Below are 18927 nucleotides of genomic sequence, written 5' to 3'. Positions count from 1 at the left end.
GTCCAAAAGATGGAAGTAGCCCTAATATATTATACTTAAACCATTGTGATCAACGATCAATAGTTAAGGTATTATCGTTTTCTATTTCTTTGATTCTTATTGTTATTCGAATTTCTTCCTTTTGAATTGTTGTTCTTCTTTTTGTTATTCGAATTTTTAGAATTGTTCTTTGAATTAGAATGACGAGTAGTTTTTCGAGCAGTACCGCTATTCCCACCAGTCTTTTTCTTTCTAGGAGCAATCAAAGAATCAATATTGGTTCCCTCAGGAATCACCAATTCCCCCCTAGATATTTTGGCAAACTCTTCAAAAATCACTTCATCATTGACATTTTCTCGATTCCAAGCCTTGTAGGACATTTTCATATAAGCACCAATAATAGCGACATAAGCATCCTGTTGCTCCTTATCTTCCATTTTTTTAGCCTTCTCAATCATGATCCTTACATTCCGACCATAATGACGCAGGCGTTTTGTATTTTTAGGGTAGCTAACTTGGTCTGGTTTACGTTTTTTTCTTGCATCAGGCAAGTTTTCAGGCAAGTCAACCTCTAATTCATAATCTGCCATTTTCAAAACATGCGACCAAACTTTTAATCTATAATCGTCCACATTTCTAGTATGTGGGTGCATAGACATAATTAATCGCACAATTTTTTCGATATAAATCTGGCGCTCCTCTTGATCTTCAATCGTTTTTGCATGATTGATCAAATTTTGAGTATTACGACCATATTCTCGAATAATGAGATGCTCTTTTTGCGTATTGTAATCGGCCATTTTTTTGGCTGATGGTGTCTTATAATTATTATTCATAATCGAATTTATTCTACGGTAACTGATTTAGCCAAATTACGAGGTTGATCAACATTACACCCTCTTAGTACAGCAATATGGTAGGCTAATAATTGTAATGGAATAACAGATAAAAGAGGTACTAAAGGCTCCTCTGTTTTTGGGATTTCAATAACATGGTCTGCAATAAGAGGAATGTGATCGTCTCCCTCTGTAATAATTGCCAATACCTTTCCTTTTCTAGCTTTTACCTCTTGTATATTACTAATTACTTTTTCGCGAGTACTTCCACTCGTAGCAATAATAACAACAGGCATATTTTCATCAATCAAAGCGATTGGACCATGCTTCATTTCTGCTGCGGGATATCCCTCTGCGTGAATATACGAAATTTCTTTAAGTTTTAGGGCACCTTCCAAAGCAATTGGGAAATTATATCCACGCCCTAAATAAAGTGCATTATCGGCATCCTTCCAAAGATTAGCAATATATTTAATTTTTGCATCCTGCTCTACTACCTTCTTCAGCTTAGCGGGCAAGTTGTCCAATTCATTCAATAATTGGAAATAATACGACTGAGAAATAGTACCTCTATTCTGAGCCAACTGCAAAGCCATTAAGGTCAACAAGGTAATTTGTCCAGTAAATGCTTTGGTAGATGCAACACCAATCTCAGGTCCTGCATGAATATAAGAACCTGCATTGGTAACTCGTGCAATAGAAGACCCAACAACATTACAAATACCATAGGTCAGTGCTTCTTTTTCTATTGCTAAATCTAAAGCAGCAAGTGTATCGGCTGTTTCTCCCGATTGAGAAATAGCAATGACAACATCTTTATTGGTAATAATGGGGTTGCGATATCTAAACTCCGAAGCATACTCTACTTCTGTAGGAATTCTTGCTAAGTCCTCAAATAAATACTCACCGATTAAGCCTGCAATCCATGAAGTACCACAAGCAATAATAATAAGACGATCAGCATTCTTGATTCGATTTTCAAATTCGGCAACTCCCCCTAGTGTAATCAAGCCCTTTTTAACATTCAATCGACCACGCATAGCATCTGCTACTGTTGTAGGTTGTTGATGAATTTCTTTAAGCATATAATGCTCATAGCCTCCTTTTTCAATCGCCTCAATTTCCATATCTAAGTGCTGAATAAATGGCGTTTGGATTTCATTATCCATTGTTTTCAGACTCAATTCCCCTTCTCTATTCATTGTGACAATCTCTTCCTCCTTAATGTAAACCACGTTCTTGGTATACTCTACAATAGGAGAAGCATCCGAAGCCAAAAAGAACTCTTTCTCACCAATTCCGACCACCAAAGGGCTTCCTTTTCGAGCAGCAACAATCTTATTCGGCTCTTTTTTGCTCAACACCACAATAGCATAAGCTCCAACTACCTTTGTTAGCGCAATACGAACTGCCTCTGCAATATCTACAGCTTCTTTGATTTGAATCGCCTCAATTAGATGCACCAAAACTTCTGTATCGGTATCGGATATAAATGTATGCCCTTCATTAATGAGCGCTGTACGCAATGCATCATAGTTTTCAATGATCCCATTATGAATAATTGAAATATCATTATTTCCAGACGAATGAGGGTGTGCATTAACATCGTTAGGCTCTCCATGCGTTGCCCATCTAGTATGCCCCATGCCAATTGTCCCAACTACCTCTTTATCTTTTGTATAATCAATTAAATCCTTTACTTTTCCCTTTTTCTTATAAACGGCTATCTCCTCCTCTCTTATTAGTGCAACTCCTGCACTATCATAACCTCTATATTCCAATCGTTGAAGCCCTTTTATAAGAATTGGATAAGCATCTCTAGGACCAATATAAGCTACAATTCCGCACATATTTTTTATATTTAAATTGACTGAGACTAATATTTACAGTTCATTAGCTGTTCAGAACAACACAGATTCAAACAAAGCAAATGGCGATTGTCTCTGATTGAACATTATACTATTGAATAGCAGGTTAAAGCGATTTAACCGTTAACTATAAAACACTATAGTATGTATGCCAACAACTAATTCCTCCAATAGATCTATTGAATTTTTGTATAGGTCAAATAAAGTTTTGCTTTATTGACACCTTGATGATTAATAAGTTTGATACGTTCTGGATCCAATGCAGATGGAAGCGTCAAATAAATAGCTTTTTCGGGAGTTGTTCCATCAACCAATGCCTGCATTTGTTCAGAAATTAACATTCTATAAACAAACTTATGGTTGCCTATGTTTTCTAAAACTCCACCAAAAACAAAATAAGAGCCATACTTTCCTATTGAAGTCGCAATATCATCTACAACCACCAATTCATTGCTCGAATTTTTGATTTTTGCTACCAGTTGAATCGGCTCCGAAAACTCATTATTTCCTGTATCGGCAACCATCAATACCAATTCAGCCTTGTTAATAATTACATTTCCTAGATTTCCAACGTTAGGAAACTCTACTTTAGTATGCAGACCGTCTAATCCTTGTACATAAACCAAGGTATCGGTTGCCAAATTATCGGTAAGATCGACAGGGTGTGTATGTTGGAAAGTAGAAACTACTTCTGCATCCTCATTTGTCAAAAATTCAAACGTCTTAGCAACACTTCCATTATTAGAAGTATCGGTGTAATATAATGTTAATTTGGTTAGTGCATCTTTCGATTTAAAACGAACAATGCTACCATTTGTTGGATTGTTACTTGCAGGGCGCACATGGATTCCTTTGAACCAATCCTTGAATTTGGTATTGCTCTCATAAATACCTGTTGCTGTTCCCTGTGGATCTAAAAACGTTTTTGCTAAATCAATTCCAGCTTGATCGTCCAATCGAATTCTTAAATGAGGTGCAAACTCTGTTCCCCCAATTGTTACTTTAGCGGTATCATTAGGATTAAATTGGAAATTTGACTTTAGCAAATTCCCATCCGTCATAAATACATGATCAGAATTATAGGTGGTAGCCTCTTCTATATCTTCTACAACTCGTGCAATTTCCCAAACTTGGTTCGTAACAGTTGGTTTTGCCACTCTCAACTCTCCATAATGCCCATAAGATTCATAAGCCAAACTTAAAACCAAAGAATCCAAGACACTATTTGGAAAAGAAGCCCCCGTGCTATTCAATCGGAAATTCATATAGGAAGAAGCAATAGATTCGCCCCATTCTGCATCTGTATAAGCACCACAAACCATAAAACTTCTTCCAGAAGTTCCTATTGGGTCAGCTTCTTTAGTTGTTAAAATAAGTGTAGAAGTGTCGGAAAAAAGAATATCAGATTGCTCTTGTTCTACTAATGATAGTCCCAACTCGCTAGATTTGCTACATCCCATAGCAGAAAATAACCCTACTGCCAACATACTGTACAGTAGGGATTTTAGATTATATTCCATGTATTTTGTAAGAATTTTTTTGATTGAAAATATTGGGGGGTATATAGTTTACACCTACAATAACGCTGCGAAAATAAAGAGTAGTTGGTTATCTCCAATATTTTTAGGTAAAATTTAGCTTGTTTAGTTTTGTTTTTCTTCTCAAAGAACCTTCTTACGATACTCCTCTCTATTCATTCCATTTAATAGCCTCCTAAGAATCAAGCAACAAACTAACAACAAAGCCTCATTATACATTTTCTTCTGTAGCACCTAATAATTCTTCATAAAATTCTAAATATCGAGTGGTAAGTTCTTCTTCATAGTCCAAAACAGGCGCTGTCATATTATCTGACGATACATCAGGCGTTCCAAGAATGGTTCCTTCAGAAAACTTAGAACCACCAGCATTAAGATCTAACACACCATTGCTAAAGAAGGCATCGGCAACAGCTCCCAAACCATTTGCTTCTGCTTTTGCAGAGAAGTCTGCATCAAAAGCTTGATTGGCAACAGCAGCATCGTAGGCAGAATAAACCACTTGAGCATTTTGAAAAATAGGCTCGTTTTGATAGGTAGTTTTGAGCAGTGCAGGCAACAAGCTAGTCATCCAACCATGAGCATGAACAATATCTGGAGCCCAGCCAAATTTCTTAACCGTTTCAACAACACCTTTGCAGAAGAAAATCGTGCGATCTAGGTTATCTTCAAAGAAGATATCATTGGCATCATTAAAAATTTGCTTACGTTTAAAGAACTCTTCATTGTCTAAGAAATAAACTTGCATTCTAGTACCTGGCAAAGAGGCAACTTTGATAATTAATGGATAGTCATCGTCATCTACATTAATATTCATTCCTGACAAACGAACCACCTCATGAAGACGATGTCTTCTCTCATTGATAGTTCCAAACTTAGGCATCAAGATACGAACTTCAACTCCATTTTCTTGAATATACTGAGCGTACCCACGTACAATATCAGATATTTGCGAAAGAATTGTATACGGTTTCATCTCTTGCGTTACTATCAATATTCTTTTCTTATCAGCCATAAAACTACTAGTTCTAAAAAATTTAGTAAAAAAATCTTTCGGGAAACACTAAAAGAACTGTTTCTCGATTTGCAAATTTACGAAAAAAATACCAATTTGCCCCATTAAACCTATTTCTTATAGCTCAATTAGCTCATTTTTCCCCTTTTAAGGCTATCTTTTCCTTTTGTTTTTTGCAAAAAAGCCATAAAAAACTTATTCTAACTTTATTAGTTCAACAGCTTCATATAATTTTTGCTTTCCTCTTATGTATATATTTAAGACTGTTCATGATTTACAACAGTATCTAAATTTGCAACAAAAACAAGCTAAAAAAATTGGTTTTGTTCCAACTATGGGTGCCCTTCATTTAGGACATTTAACACTTGTACAAAAAGCGCTCCAACAACATGATATTGTGGTTTGTTCTATTTTTGTTAACCCTACTCAATTTGGAGATGCGCAAGATTTGGATAAATACCCTCGCCCAATACAAAACGACATCCAAAAACTAGAACAACTAGGCTGTTCCGTCTTGTTTTTGCCAACGGTTGAGGAGGTATATCCCAAAGGATTAAAAACACCTGATTTTGATTTGGGAGGTTTAGACCAAACCATGGAAGGAGCCCACCGCCCTGGGCATTTTAAGGGAGTTGTTCAAGTTGTCCATCGTCTATTGGATATTGTCCAACCTCATAGTTTGTTTATGGGACAAAAAGATTATCAACAATTCGCCATTATCAAACGAATGCTTGAGTTGATGAACAGTTTTATTCAGCTTGTTCGAGTTCCCATTGTTCGAGAAAAAGATGGGCTTGCGATGAGTTCCCGAAATGTTCGACTGAGTGAAACTGGCAGAAAAAAAGCCTGTCTGATCTCTAAACTATTGTTTCAAGCAAAAGAAGATGCAAAAGACAAACCATTAGCTGAAGTTCGAGAAAATGCACTCGCTTTTATTGCGTTACATGAAATGGATGTCGATTATTTTACAATTATTGATGGGGATAGTCTAAATACAATTCAATCCTTTGACCAAGCAACAACAATAACCGCTTGTACTACAGTTAGAATAGATGGTGTTCGATTGTTGGATAATATAATCCTTAGAGAAAAGATCTAGTCATGATAAGCAAAATCAAAGACCTTCGAACAACCTATCAATCTCTGAATAGTCCTCAGAAAGATTTGGTCAAAATTCTGACCTTAATTGATAACCCTGAGGATAAGACCAAGATCTTGCAAATTTGCGCCAAAGCAAAATTAAAAGCAAACAATAAACAGACCTATAATGTGATTAGTTTAGGGCAGGCTTTAGAATCCCTAAGGCAGTTACATCTGGTCAAAAAGAATTTAGATCAAAAATATCAGATTCATCCTGATGTTTATCATTTCACGATTCAACAAGTAATTGCAGATAAACGACTTACTGCATTACGAAAAGGTGTAACAGACATTTATCCTGGGCTAAAAACCCCATACCAAGCACATCGCTATCCCAAACAATTAACGAGGGATGCCTCTTTTGCCTTGTACAACAATGACTACTCAACCTTCCAATTGGCGGTCAAAACCTTACAAAAAGACAGTTCGTTTTATCTAGATGCACTTTACAAAAAGCTCTTTATTGAGCGTTTGGGCATCGAAAACATTAGTAAACTATCTCCTGAATTTCAGTTTGAGTTTTATAAATCTCAATTGGGCGAAATGATTATTGCCTTAAAAGATGTCAATGAACCTCTAAACAATATCCAACAAATAGGAACCAGTTTACAGCGTAAGGATTTAGACCTCATCAATTATCATGTTAGCATCCATGCGCTATTAAAGGGAGATTGGCAAACGATCCGAAAACTTTGGGATGGGAAAGATTCTATTGATGCCTTAAAATTTAAGGGATGGCTTTATTTTGCCCAAGGTTACAACATAAAAGCACTCAATCGCTATGAAAAAGCACTCAAAGATTATCGAAAAAAAGAAAAATCATTAAAAGCTTATTTCTCAGATTATCACGGTGTTATTTTCATCTTAGCGTTACTCAAAGATCACAATACCAAACATATTCCTGAAATAAAAACTTACTTCAAGGAAGTTTTTGCCCATACGATTAGTAATGTTTATCTCTATTTGGGAAGTATTGTCGATCATCTTCAACAGAACCCCAACCGAGCGCAGGAACTATTCGAACAGGAACACTTGTATTATAACTTACATGGCTTGCTTTATTTATATGCACAATATTGGACACAATGTTTTGCTCCTAATTGGGAAAGTTATGCGCTAACGTTACAACACAAATCCATTAAAAATGGTTATTATTGGGTTGCTTATAATGTAGCGGTTCTAATGCAAGAAATCAGCACCAATCGCAAGGATTTTTATGCCACTAAAACCGAAGAGCTACAAGAAATAATTGGGCATATTCCCTCTCTATTGGATGTCATTGGTATCCAAGAAGAATGGGAAGTTGCGCTACAAGCTCTTGAAGCATTGCACAGTCACAATATCAATACTCAGAACAACCAACAAAGTCGATTGATTTGGCTGGTTGATTTTGAACAAGATATTATACAGCCAAAAATTCAACGAGTCAATAAAAATGGAAGTTGGTCCAAAGGACGCAATGCCAATTTGGACAAATTGACAGAGGGGGCAATACTAGAAGCAACGCCCCATGATTTGCGAGTCATCAATACCATTTCCAAAGCTTCTGGCTTTTACAACAACAATGGTTATGGTTTTTATTCGCCTGCCAAAACTTTTCAAGCGCTTATAGACCATCCTTTGTTATTTCTTTACAAATCGCCAGAGGTAGCTTGTGAACTGCGTCAAGGTCTAGTTGAATTAGTCGTTAAAGAAACCAAGGATGGTTACTCAATTAGCCCATCTATTGACATCAAACACGAAGGCTGCTACATCATAAAAGAAACACCAACTCGTTATCAGCTTATTCAGGTTAGCGAAAAACAAGTACAGTTGGCTCAAGCAATAGGAGCCAAAAGTCTAAATGTTCCTTTTAAAGGTAAAGCTCAACTAGAAAGAACTTTAGCTGGTTTATCGACTATTATGCCACTACAGTCCGACTTAGAATTTCAGAATGATGAAATTCCATTTGTTGAATCGGACAGTCGCTTATATGTCCACTTATTACCTGTAGGGGAAGGTTTTGACATAGAGTTTTTTGTCAAACCTTTTCAGGTTTCTGCTCCTTATTTCAAACCAGGCAAAGGCTCTGCTCGTGTTGTTGCAAAAATTGAAGCAATCCGCACACAAACCAAACGCAATTTAGAAGAAGAGCTACAATCCCTAAACCATCTTATTAATTCTTGCAGTATACTCCGAGATAGTTTTCCTGAGAATGATCTTTGGCAGTTAGAAAGTCCGCATACCTGCCTCAAATTATTGCACGAATTAGAGCCTTTTAAAATCGCTAACTTAATCGTTATTGAATGGCCCAAGGGAGAACAATTAAAAATCAAACAGCAAATCAGTTTTGATAATTTAAAGCTATCGATCCAAAAAGACAACGACTGGTTTGGTATTTCTGGCAAAATTCAAGTGAATGAAAATTTGGTTTTGGACATGCGCCAACTGCTCAATATGATGCAAGAGCAACAATCTGAATTTATAGAATTGGATGATGGGCAATTTTTGGCATTGAGTGAGGATTTACAACAACGCCTAGATAGCATTTATAAATTTACGGATGATGATGGTAGAATTCACCCATTAGCAAGTTTTGCTTTTGAAGGATTGACGGAAGACATTCAGGACATTAGCATTGATGAAGAATGGGAAAATCATATTAATGCCCTCAAAACAATTGATCCCAAAGCTTTTGAAGTGCCGAACAACCTCAATGCGACCTTGCGTAGCTATCAAAAAGAGGGATTTCAATGGCTTTCTAAATTAGCGGCTTGGGGAGTAGGCGCTTGTTTGGCAGATGATATGGGATTGGGAAAAACGATTCAAGCACTTACTGTTATTTTAGAACGTAGTTCTAAAGGACCGAGTTTGGTCGTAGCACCTGCATCGGTCTGTCGAAACTGGACCAAAGAAATTGATAAATTTGCCCCTAGCTTAACTCCTATTTTATTTAGTGAGAGTGATCGAAAACAAAGTATCGCAGAAGCACAAGCTGGGCATGTCCTAATTACAACTTATGGTTTGCTCCAGACAGAAAGTGATTTGTTTGCTAGCAAAGTTTTTGAGACCATTGTATTGGATGAAGCACAAGCCATTAAAAATAGCAATGCAAAACGCTCTCAGGCAGCCATGAAACTCAATGGGAATTTTAAAATCATTACCACAGGTACCCCTATTGAAAATCACTTGGGAGAACTATGGAATTTGTTCCGTTTTATTAACCCAGGCTTATTGGGTTCTTTAAAAAACTTTAGAGACCGTTTTGCTATTCCTATCGAAAAGGATAAAAACATTGAAACGCAACAGCAATTACAACTCTTAATTCGTCCATTTATCTTGCGCCGCCACAAAAAAGAGGTACTTAAAGAATTGCCTGAAAAGACGGAAATCGTACTCAGCGTCAATTTATCGGAAGAAGAGCAAGTATTTTATGAAGCACTTCGTAGGAACGCTGTTGAAAGCTTAGAAAAAGAAGCAGGAGAACAAGCAGGAACCAAACACCTAAAGGTATTGGCCCAAATTATGCGCTTGCGCCGTGCCTGTTGCAACCCTCAGTTGGTCGATCCTTCTTCTATGTTAAAGAGTTCCAAACTGCGACTTTTTGGTGAAATTGTTTCCGAATTGATTGCCAATGGGCATAAAGCGCTTGTATTTAGTCAATTTGTAGGGCATCTTCAATTGATTGAAGAATACATCAAAAGTCAAAATATCAGTTATCAATACCTAGATGGTCAAACACCAACTAAGAAACGCCAAGAACGCATTGATGCCTTTCAAAATGGTGAGGGTGAGCTGTTTTTGATTAGTCTCAAAGCAGGTGGTACGGGGCTTAACCTCACTGCTGCCGATTATGTACTCCATATGGACCCTTGGTGGAATCCTGCGGTAGAAGATCAAGCTTCGGATAGAGCACATCGTATAGGACAAAAACGCCCTGTGACTGTTTATCGATTAATCACAGAAAATACCATTGAAGAAAAAATTATCAAGTTGCATGAAAACAAGCGAGATTTAGCGGATTCTTTATTAGAAGGGACAGATGCTAGTTCTAAATTATCTGCTGAAGATTTGTTAAATTTAATCAAGAACAATTGATCATTTACATTCCTCTGTTAAAACCATGTAGCAGCATAATTGTACTATAACTGGTTTTCTAATATTTAGGTAAAAATTATCAAACAGAAACAAAAAAGAATAAACTTTTAGGTCTAGTCTAAAACAAATGTTGTAACTTTGCAAATTGGTACCGATTATTAAATCGTTTTAGGTTAATAGTCCAAATCATTTATTTTCTAGCATATATACTTTAAACTTTTATTAAAAATTATGGCTAACGACAAACTGCATGATATTTGGAATAAATTCGGCAAGCGTTACAAAGCACATCCTTGGCATGGTATTAATGTAGGAGAAGGTGCTCCTGAGGTGGTTCGTTGCTACATTGAGGTAGTTCCTGGCGATCAAATGAAATATGAAATTTGTAAAGAAAGCGGTTATCTAATGATTGACCGTCCCAATAAATTCTCTAACACCATTCCTGTTCCTTATGGTTTGATTCCTAAAACCTATTCCGCTGAAGCTATGGCTGAATTCTGCATGCAACAGACAGGTAGAACTGGTATTGTAGGAGACGAAGATCCTTTGGATATTTGTGTTTTGATGGATAGAGCATTGCCTCATGGCGACTTGTTATTGGATGCAGTAGTTGTAGGTGGTTTTCGCATGATTGATGGAGGGGAAGCAGATGACAAAATTGTAGCTGTGTTAAAGGGCGACCATACTTATGGCGACATTAAAGACATCAAAGATTGTCCTCAAAAATTGATCAAACGCATCAAGCATTATTTCTTGACTTACAAAGAAGATCCAGACAATCCAGAAAGTACCAAAGAAGTTGAAATTACACATACTTATGGTAGAGAAGAGGCGCTAGAGGTTGTTCGTAGAAGCCAACAAGACTACGAAACACACTATGGTTCTCTCAATGAGGACTTGGCAAAAACATTGGCAGAAGCTTTGAATGTTACCGTTTGAAAAGCAACTCAACATAAAAAAAAATAAAATAAACGCTAAAGTACCCGTACTTTAGCGTTTACTCATTATAGACCTTTCGATTCCTAAATTTTATCTGATGAACTTAGAATTAATTTGTCAAAAAACTTGCCAGCTTACGGTAGAAGTTGGACAGTTTTTAAAAGCAGAACTTGGCAAAGTCAAACGTCAAGATATTGAACACAAACAACTCAATCATTTGGTCAGTTATGTCGATAAATCGGCAGAACAACAATTGATTGATGGCTTAAGTGCTTTTTTGCCTGAAGCGGCTTTTTTGGCAGAGGAAGAGACCGTTGCTTATGAAAAGAAAGACTGGCAATGGATTATCGACCCTTTAGATGGCACCACCAACTTTTTGCACCAACTCCCCTTTTTTGCCATCAGTATTGCATTGCAATATCAAAATGAAACGGTTTTGGGCGTTGTCCATGAAGTGAATAACCAAGAAACATTTTATAGTTGGAAAGGCAGCGACCAAGCATTTCTAAATCAACGAGCAATACGAGTTAGCACGACTGATAGCATTGCCCAATCCTTACTAGCTACGGGTTTCCCCTATTATGATTTTGAGCAAATGGATGCCTATCTTCAAATGATTAAACCTCTGATGTTAGGCACTAGAGGCTTGCGCCGTTTGGGCTCTGCTGCGCTAGATTTGGCTTATGTAGCTTGTGGACGATTTGATGGTTATTTTGAGTATAGCCTATCGCCTTGGGATGTAGCAGGTGGCGCATTTATTGTACAACAAGCAGGTGGAGTGGTGAGCGATTTTTCGGGAGAAAATAACTTCATTCATGGTCGAGAAATCATTGCAGGTACCCCTCTAATTCATCAACACCTTCTGGATTCTACGCTCAAATATTTTAAATAATTTTTCAAATTATAGGTAAAAAATGGTTTCTTAGCCCTACTATTCTTTATAGAACAAAATCTAACTTCTAATAAAATGGACCTACGTGAACTCTTTAACCGTTATCAACAAGATCATAATTTTTTGAGTCATAGCCCACAAGAGCTTTATGAACCAATTGATTACATTTTATCTTTGGGAGGTAAGCAAATCCGCCCTTTATTGGCACTAATGGCTTGCCGTTTATTTTCAGAAGATGTCAGCCCTGCATTGCCAGTAGCTTATGCCGTCGAAATCTTTCATAACTTCTCCTTAGTTCATGATGACATCATGGATGAATCGCCAATACGTAGAGGAAAACCTGCTGTACACAAAAAATTCAACACCAATACCGCTATTCTTTCGGGGGATGTTATGTTGGTGTATGCCTATCATCATTTAAGTAAAGTTAACCCTGATTTATTGCCGATTATTTTGCCGATTTTTAATGAAGTTGCCATTGGTGTTTGCGAAGGACAACAAATGGATGTCAATTTTGAAACACAGGAAAGTGTCAGCCTACCAGAATACACTAAAATGATCGAACTAAAAACTTCTATTTTGCTTTATGGAGCAATGAAAATGGGCGCTTTGGTTGGAGGTGCTTCTATAGAAGATGCTGAATTAGTGGGCGAATTTGGTCGCAATATGGGGATTGCTTTCCAAATGCAAGACGATTGGCTAGATACCTTTGGTAAGCAAGCAAAAGTTGGCAAACGCATTGGAGGAGATATTGTCCAAAATAAAAAAACCGCACTGGTTATTAAGGCACTAGAACTTGCTGATTCTGCTACACATGACGAACTAAAAACATTATTATCTAGCACACCGCCTGCAACGGAAGAAGCAGCCAAAATTGAGCGAGTCACTGCTATTTTTATGGATTTGGATATTCCGAATGAAATGAAAAAAATTATGGCAGAATACCACCAAAAAGCTGTTGAAAATCTAAACCAATTAACACTTAGCGAAGCGTCAAAAGCTCCGCTCTATGGCTTCCTTGATTTATTGATCAAACGGGAGCATTAATCATTTAAAAATGAACCAATTTGGAGATTAATAATCCTCTCCATAGACAATTTTTTAATCTTCAAATTGGTTGTTTATCCTTAGTATACTACATCATAACGTTCCCAATGCTTTTGGGCAAATTTTAAGAACACTTCTGGAGCATCTTCAAATGCTCGATCTACCGTATACATTGGCTGATTTCGAGTTGTAGTCTCCAATTCAAACGAAATCCTAGAACTGCCCCTTAACGCATATTTAGTACCATTTTCATACATCATTAACTTCACTCCAACAGAACTAACATCACTAATACAGCCTAAAGAGTACATAAAACAAATTTCGGCAATGCCATCTTGGTCTAGATCCGTCAATTCTACACTATTATAAATATAGTTGGCAAACAGATCAAATTCACACAAGGCCTCATAGTCATTCATTTCCCAAACTTGGTTTATCTGCCCGTTTTTAATGGTATAATGACAAGCATGTAATGTCTTTTCAGCAGCTTTTCCAGCAAACGTCAAGTCCTTGTTCTCTTGTCGATTTTGGCTTGCAAAAAGCACATAATTTTCACCATTAGCATCCTCCCAAGCAATAATATTTTTGGTCTGTGAATAATGCTTCCAGTCTTTTGCAATAGGCGTTTGGGCAAGCTCATTCTTAATCATTTTAACAGTAGGAAACACCTTATTATTGGTTGGCAAGCCCTCCTCATTCGGAATCAAAAAACACACCTCTGCATTGTCTTCTATCATCCCCTTGGCTGTGATTGTATACGTATAGGTGTTTCCCTGTAAAGGATAGGGAATATCATCATTCTCCCCCCAATCAGCCTCTATTGATAAGGTTTTTATTTGATAGCTGCCCTGCTTTTTTGCCAAAGTCCCCACTTCCTGAATCACACCATTTTGCCAACTGACACTAGCCGCTACTGTTTTCCGATGAATAATCGTTCCCTCCTTATTTATTGTGTAAATAAAATAATTTTGGTTTCGACCATCAGCTCCTAGCTCGTGATTCATCACAATCAGCCCCCAAATAGCATTGGGCTGCAATTCAAATTTAGCAATAGCATAATTAAAGGCATTGGGGAAAAAATCCTCAGTTCCGTCATAGCCCTCATGTATTGTTTTTAGGATATTAACATCCATATCGATCGGAATAACCGTTCCTACTCCCCCTTCGTGTTTGTCAAACAAGGTTTCATCAAAATCAAATGAGGTAACAACGGGAAACAAATCCAAAAATTTATCGAGTTGAGCAACTGATGATGAAGGCTTTTCTAGACCTTCTACAGCATCAAGCTTAGCCGTTTCTTTTTTATTACTGACCGAATCATTATTACAAGCGCATAAAAACACCAACAAAACAACGGTTAAAGAGATTTTTAGCTGCATAATAAAGTAGGTTTAGCAAACAGCAAAAGCTGCTTGGGATAATTCCAAGCAGCTCTATATTTTTAAATACCAATAAGTATTATCTTATTTGTATACTTTTTCTTCCCAAGCCCAAGTAGCTCTACGAGTTTTACCTTTCAAGCTAGCTTCTAATTTTTTAGTAAATTGCTTTTCTTTAACACGAGCAGATTTACCAGTCAATTCACGCAAGTAGTACAAACGTGCACGACGAACATTACCTTTTTTCAAGTTCTTAACTGAAGCAACAGCAGGAGAATTGAAAGGAAATACACGCTCTACACCTACACCATGAGATATTTTACGAACAGTAAATGTTTTAGAAATACCAGATCCTTTAATTTGGATAACATCTCCACGGAAAATCTGAATACGTTCTTTGCTTCCTTCTATAATTTTGTAACTAACAGCAACAGTGTCACCTGACTTAAAAAAGTCATAATCAGTAATATCACGAGCTGTTTGTTGCTCTACGAAGTTCATTAAATCATTCATCACAATCTATATTTATATCGCTAGTTTTTCTAGTCTTGTTTACAAAAGCGTTGGCAAAGATAACATTATTTTTTTAAATGCTCTTTTTTTCTCACAAAAAAAGCCTAATTTTTATAGATTTTCTTTATTAAATCATTTTTTGAGGGTAAAACGTCCATTTTGTGCTTTTTTAAATAAAAATAGATGGGTATTTAATTGGTTTTCTGAACAACAACAAGTCTATTTTTTAGCATCGATCCCCCAAAACAATTCTTAATTGACGCTTTAACAAAAAAAGAGCGACTATAGGCTAACCAATAGTCGCTCAAAATTATTTATTTAACTTCTCAGATAAGCATAACGCTAAATCTTAAGAATTTTTATCTGCATCTACTTCTTCAAACTCTACATCTGTTACATCATCTCCACCTTTGTCATCAGACGCATTATTTGCATTTGAAGCATCTTGTTGAGGTTGAGCTTGAGCATTAGGATCCATGTTTTGAGTTGCAGCAGACCAAGCAGCATTTACAGCTTCCAATTCACGGTTAATAGCATCAACATCTTGGCGTTGGTGCGCTTCTTTCAACTTAGCCAAAGCACCTTCGATATTAGTTTTGGCATCCGCAGGAATTTTATCACCGTACTCTTCCAATTGTTTTTCTGTTTGGAAAATTACAGAATCGGCTTCGTTTACTTTATCAACAGCTTCTCTCGCTTTTTTGTCAGCTTCAGCATTTGCCTCTGCTTCATTTTTCATGCGTTGGATTTCATCATCTGTCAATCCAGTAGAAGCTTCAATACGGATAGATTGCTCTTTACCTGTTTTCTTCTCTTTAGCAGAAACCTTTAAGATACCATTGGCATCAATATCAAACGTTACTTCAATTTGAGCTTCACCACGGCGCATTGGAGGAATACCATCCAAATTAAATCGACCAATTGAGCGGTTTTGATTAGCCATAGGACGTTCACCTTGTAGTACATTAATTTCTACAGAAGGTTGATTGTCTTGAGCAGTAGAGAACACTTGAGATTTACTAGATGGGATTGTAGTATTTGCTTCAATTACTTTTGTAAATACTCCACCCATTGTTTCGATACCCAAAGACAATGGAGTAACATCCAACAACAAAACATCTTTTACATCTCCAGTTAGTACACCACCTTGAATAGCCGCACCTAAAGCAACTACTTCATCAGGGTTTACACTTCTGTTTGGTTTTTTGTTAAAGAACTTCTCAACTGCTTCTTGAATAGCAGGGATACGAGTAGAACCACCCACCATAATTACTTCGTCGATATCAGCCAAAGACATACCTGCATCTTCCAAAGCTTGTTTACATGGCTCAATCGTACGTTTTACCAAGCTATCAACCAATTGCTCAAATTTAGCACGAGTTAAAGTTCTAACTAAGTGCTTAGCTCCAGAAGGACCAAAAGAAATATAAGGCAAGTTGATGTCAGTGCTATTCGCAGAAGACAACTCAATCTTAGCTTTTTCAGCAGCATCTTTTAAACGTTGCAAAGCCTCTGCATTTTGAGAAAGATCTTCTCCTTCCTGATCTTTGAATTCTTGCATTAACCATTCCATGATAACACGGTCAAAGTCATCTCCTCCCAAATGAGTATCTCCATTGGTAGATTTTACTTCAAATACACCTCCACCCAATTCAAGGATAGAAACATCAAAAGTACCACCACCTAAATCGTAAACAACGATTTTCATATCTTTATCGCCTTTATCTAGACCATAAGCCAAAGCAGCAGCAGTAGGCTCGTTGATAATACGACGAACGGTTAATCCAGCGATTTCTCCCGCTTCTTTAGTAGCTTGACGTTGAGAATCGTTAAAGTAAGCAGGTACAGTTACAACTGCTTCTGTTACTTCTTGACCTAAGTAATCCTCTGCAATTTTTTTCATTTTCTGCAATACCATAGCAGAGATTTCTTGCGGAGTATATTCTCTGTCGTCAATTTTGACACGTACAGTATCATTATTACCTTTTATGACTTCATAAGGCATTTGACCCGCTTCTTGAGCAATTTCGCTATAGCGAACTCCCATGAAACGTTTAATAGACATAATAGTGCGTTTTGGATTTGTGATAGCCTGACGTTTTGCAGGGTCACCGATTTTACGTTCACCGTTATCCAAAAAACCGATAATTGAAGGAGTGGTACGTTTACCTTCGTTATTGGTAATCACCACTGGTTCGTTCCCTTCCATTACAGCAACACAAGAGTTGGTTGTTCCTAAGTCAATACCAATGATTTTGCTCATAATTTATTTTATTAAGTTTTTAATTAATATCTAATAATTCATACAACGATTGTTGTTTGCCCTTCTATGATCAAGTGATATACCATTCTAAAAAAAATGTTAAATTGGCATATTTCGATTTTAAACCATCCTTTTTTGGCTGACTTAAGCCTGTCAGTATGTCAAAATGTCCAATTTTATTGGCAGCAAATGCAAACTACCATTTGCAATAAAATTGACAAATGGCAGTTTCTTTATTCTACTAAAATAAGTAACATCAATTATGCGTAGCTACTTACAGTCTTGGATATTTTTTAGATTAATAGCAAGGACTGAAGGATTCAAATCCTAAATGCTTGGTGTATTGACCTTCGCTAAGATGTTGATAAGTCAGGTTTGACATTCTCATCAATCGAGGGTCTGATGCTCGATCTTTGCGCTCTAAACGACTAGAAGTTGCAAAAACACCATAGCCTCCTTGTACATTAGAATAAGGCTCAGAAGGATACAAGCCCCCAACAAAGCCTTCATTAGACTTTCTAGCCAAAATATAATCTCTTAAACTAGCAGAACCTCCATCTACAAAAACTTCTAAATAGCCTGCACATCTTCTGGTATTTGTTCCTGTAACATCCGACAAGGCTCCACCTAAAAACTGATAGAAATTCTCCCCTTTGATCACTCGCTTGGTCTGACTCGTAGAAGGTGGAATAAAGTCACTAGCAGCCTTCCAAACAATAGACTTATTCGTTCTAGTTCCTGGCACCTCTAGCCCTTGATTATCGATCTCATATTCTTTATAATGAAACCTAAACTTATAATCATAAATTGAAGCAAAACCATTTCCAGAAAGCTCTACAGTCAAGGATTGATAAATTTCATTGTTTTGTAGATTTAAATCTCGCCAAACAATTGGTTTTAGTGGCACAAGAGAATAAGATGGAGTGGTAAACAAAATCGTATTCTTTGTATTGACTGCCTCTGTTCGGGCATAAAAGGTATTCCCCGTTTTATAATTCTGAATTTTTAATAACAAATCAAATGTTGAACCACCAGTGGTCTTATAAACATAGCTTGGATTGTTTTGGAAGATTCCTGGTTCCCTTACGATCCCCTCATCTGCTAAATTTACACGCTCAAAAGGTTTAGGCCATTCTATTGTATCCCCTGAAGGTTGGTGAATATAAAATAATTGGATCTTAACCTCATTGGTATCAAAATATAAAGAGTCTGGTATTTGAGCAACGTCTAAAGCGCTTTGGTTCGGAGGCAAATAAGCCCTTTCTATGCGAATATACTGGATAGAATCTTCTCGATTCATTACACCATATACTACTGGAATGTCTTTCCAAATCCCAACTACTTCAACCTCATTTGAGCAACTATACTGAGTCATCAGGCTAATACCCAAAACAAAAGCTAATACAAATTTAAACTTCATTTTATTCAGTTTTTAAGATCT

Annotated in this window: 13 protein-coding genes; 5 read left to right on the top strand and 8 right to left on the bottom strand. The window is 36.8% G+C overall.

Annotation, left to right across the window (positions count from 1 at the left end; translation table 11 throughout):
* Positions 1-71 precede the first annotated feature (71 nt).
* The 4 genes from AsAng_RS27435 to AsAng_RS27420 form a co-directional block, all read right to left on the bottom strand.
* A complete protein-coding gene (locus tag AsAng_RS27435) occupies positions 72-815 on the bottom strand; it encodes a DUF4290 domain-containing protein (protein ID WP_264790344.1) in 744 nt (247 codons plus the stop codon).
* Between the two features lie 8 nt (positions 816-823).
* Positions 824-2665, bottom strand: coding sequence for a glutamine--fructose-6-phosphate transaminase (isomerizing) (gene glmS, locus AsAng_RS27430; protein ID WP_264790343.1), 1842 nt, complete (start codon positions 2663-2665; stop codon positions 824-826).
* A 194-nt stretch (positions 2666-2859) separates the two neighbouring features.
* A complete protein-coding gene (locus AsAng_RS27425) occupies positions 2860-4203 on the bottom strand; it encodes a DUF4270 domain-containing protein (protein ID WP_264790342.1) in 1344 nt (447 codons plus the stop codon).
* Between the two features lie 229 nt (positions 4204-4432).
* Complete coding sequence (locus tag AsAng_RS27420; protein WP_264790341.1) at positions 4433-5236, bottom strand: glycogen/starch synthase; 804 nt, start codon at positions 5234-5236, stop codon at positions 4433-4435.
* A 247-nt stretch (positions 5237-5483) separates the two neighbouring features.
* On the opposite strand from AsAng_RS27420, the gene panC reads away from it, so the two are divergent.
* From panC to AsAng_RS27395, 5 genes are all read left to right on the top strand, one after another.
* Positions 5484-6335 carry a pantoate--beta-alanine ligase gene (panC, locus tag AsAng_RS27415; protein ID WP_264790340.1) on the top strand — a complete coding sequence of 284 codons (852 nt, stop codon included), beginning with the start codon at positions 5484-5486 and terminating at the stop codon, positions 6333-6335.
* 2 nt (positions 6336-6337) lie between these two features.
* Complete coding sequence (locus tag AsAng_RS27410) at positions 6338-10453, top strand: DEAD/DEAH box helicase (RefSeq protein WP_264790339.1); 4116 nt, start codon at positions 6338-6340, stop codon at positions 10451-10453.
* A 231-nt stretch (positions 10454-10684) separates the two neighbouring features.
* Positions 10685-11392: an inorganic pyrophosphatase gene (locus AsAng_RS27405; protein WP_264790338.1), complete on the top strand. Its 708-nt coding sequence runs from the start codon at positions 10685-10687 to the stop codon at positions 11390-11392.
* A gap of 97 nt (positions 11393-11489) precedes the next feature.
* Positions 11490-12284 carry an inositol monophosphatase family protein gene (locus tag AsAng_RS27400; protein WP_264790337.1) on the top strand — a complete coding sequence of 265 codons (795 nt, stop codon included), beginning with the start codon at positions 11490-11492 and terminating at the stop codon, positions 12282-12284.
* 75 nt (positions 12285-12359) lie between these two features.
* Entirely contained in the window at positions 12360-13331 is a 972-nt protein-coding gene (locus AsAng_RS27395) for a polyprenyl synthetase family protein (protein WP_264790336.1), read from the top strand.
* Positions 13332-13411: 80 nt separating this feature from the next.
* Here the strand turns inward: AsAng_RS27395 and AsAng_RS27390 are convergent, their stop codons facing one another.
* From AsAng_RS27390 to AsAng_RS27375, 4 genes are all read right to left on the bottom strand, one after another.
* Complete coding sequence (locus AsAng_RS27390; RefSeq protein ID WP_264790335.1) at positions 13412-14710, bottom strand: M949_RS01915 family surface polysaccharide biosynthesis protein; 1299 nt, start codon at positions 14708-14710, stop codon at positions 13412-13414.
* A gap of 84 nt (positions 14711-14794) precedes the next feature.
* On the bottom strand, positions 14795-15223 hold the full coding sequence (rplS, locus tag AsAng_RS27385) for a 50S ribosomal protein L19 (RefSeq protein ID WP_264790334.1): 429 nt from the start codon (positions 15221-15223) through the stop codon (positions 14795-14797).
* A gap of 349 nt (positions 15224-15572) precedes the next feature.
* Positions 15573-17486: a molecular chaperone DnaK gene (gene dnaK / locus AsAng_RS27380; RefSeq protein WP_264790333.1), complete on the bottom strand. Its 1914-nt coding sequence runs from the start codon at positions 17484-17486 to the stop codon at positions 15573-15575.
* 298 nt (positions 17487-17784) lie between these two features.
* On the bottom strand, positions 17785-18906 hold the full coding sequence (locus AsAng_RS27375; RefSeq protein WP_264790332.1) for a hypothetical protein: 1122 nt from the start codon (positions 18904-18906) through the stop codon (positions 17785-17787).
* Between the last annotated feature and the right edge of the window lie 21 nt (positions 18907-18927).

It is taken from the genome of Aureispira anguillae, assembly GCF_026000115.1.
Taxonomy (GTDB): Bacteria; Bacteroidota; Bacteroidia; order Chitinophagales; family Saprospiraceae; genus Aureispira; species Aureispira anguillae.
Note: the sequence above shows the minus strand (reverse complement) of the source record. Positions and strands in the feature narration are given on the sequence as shown.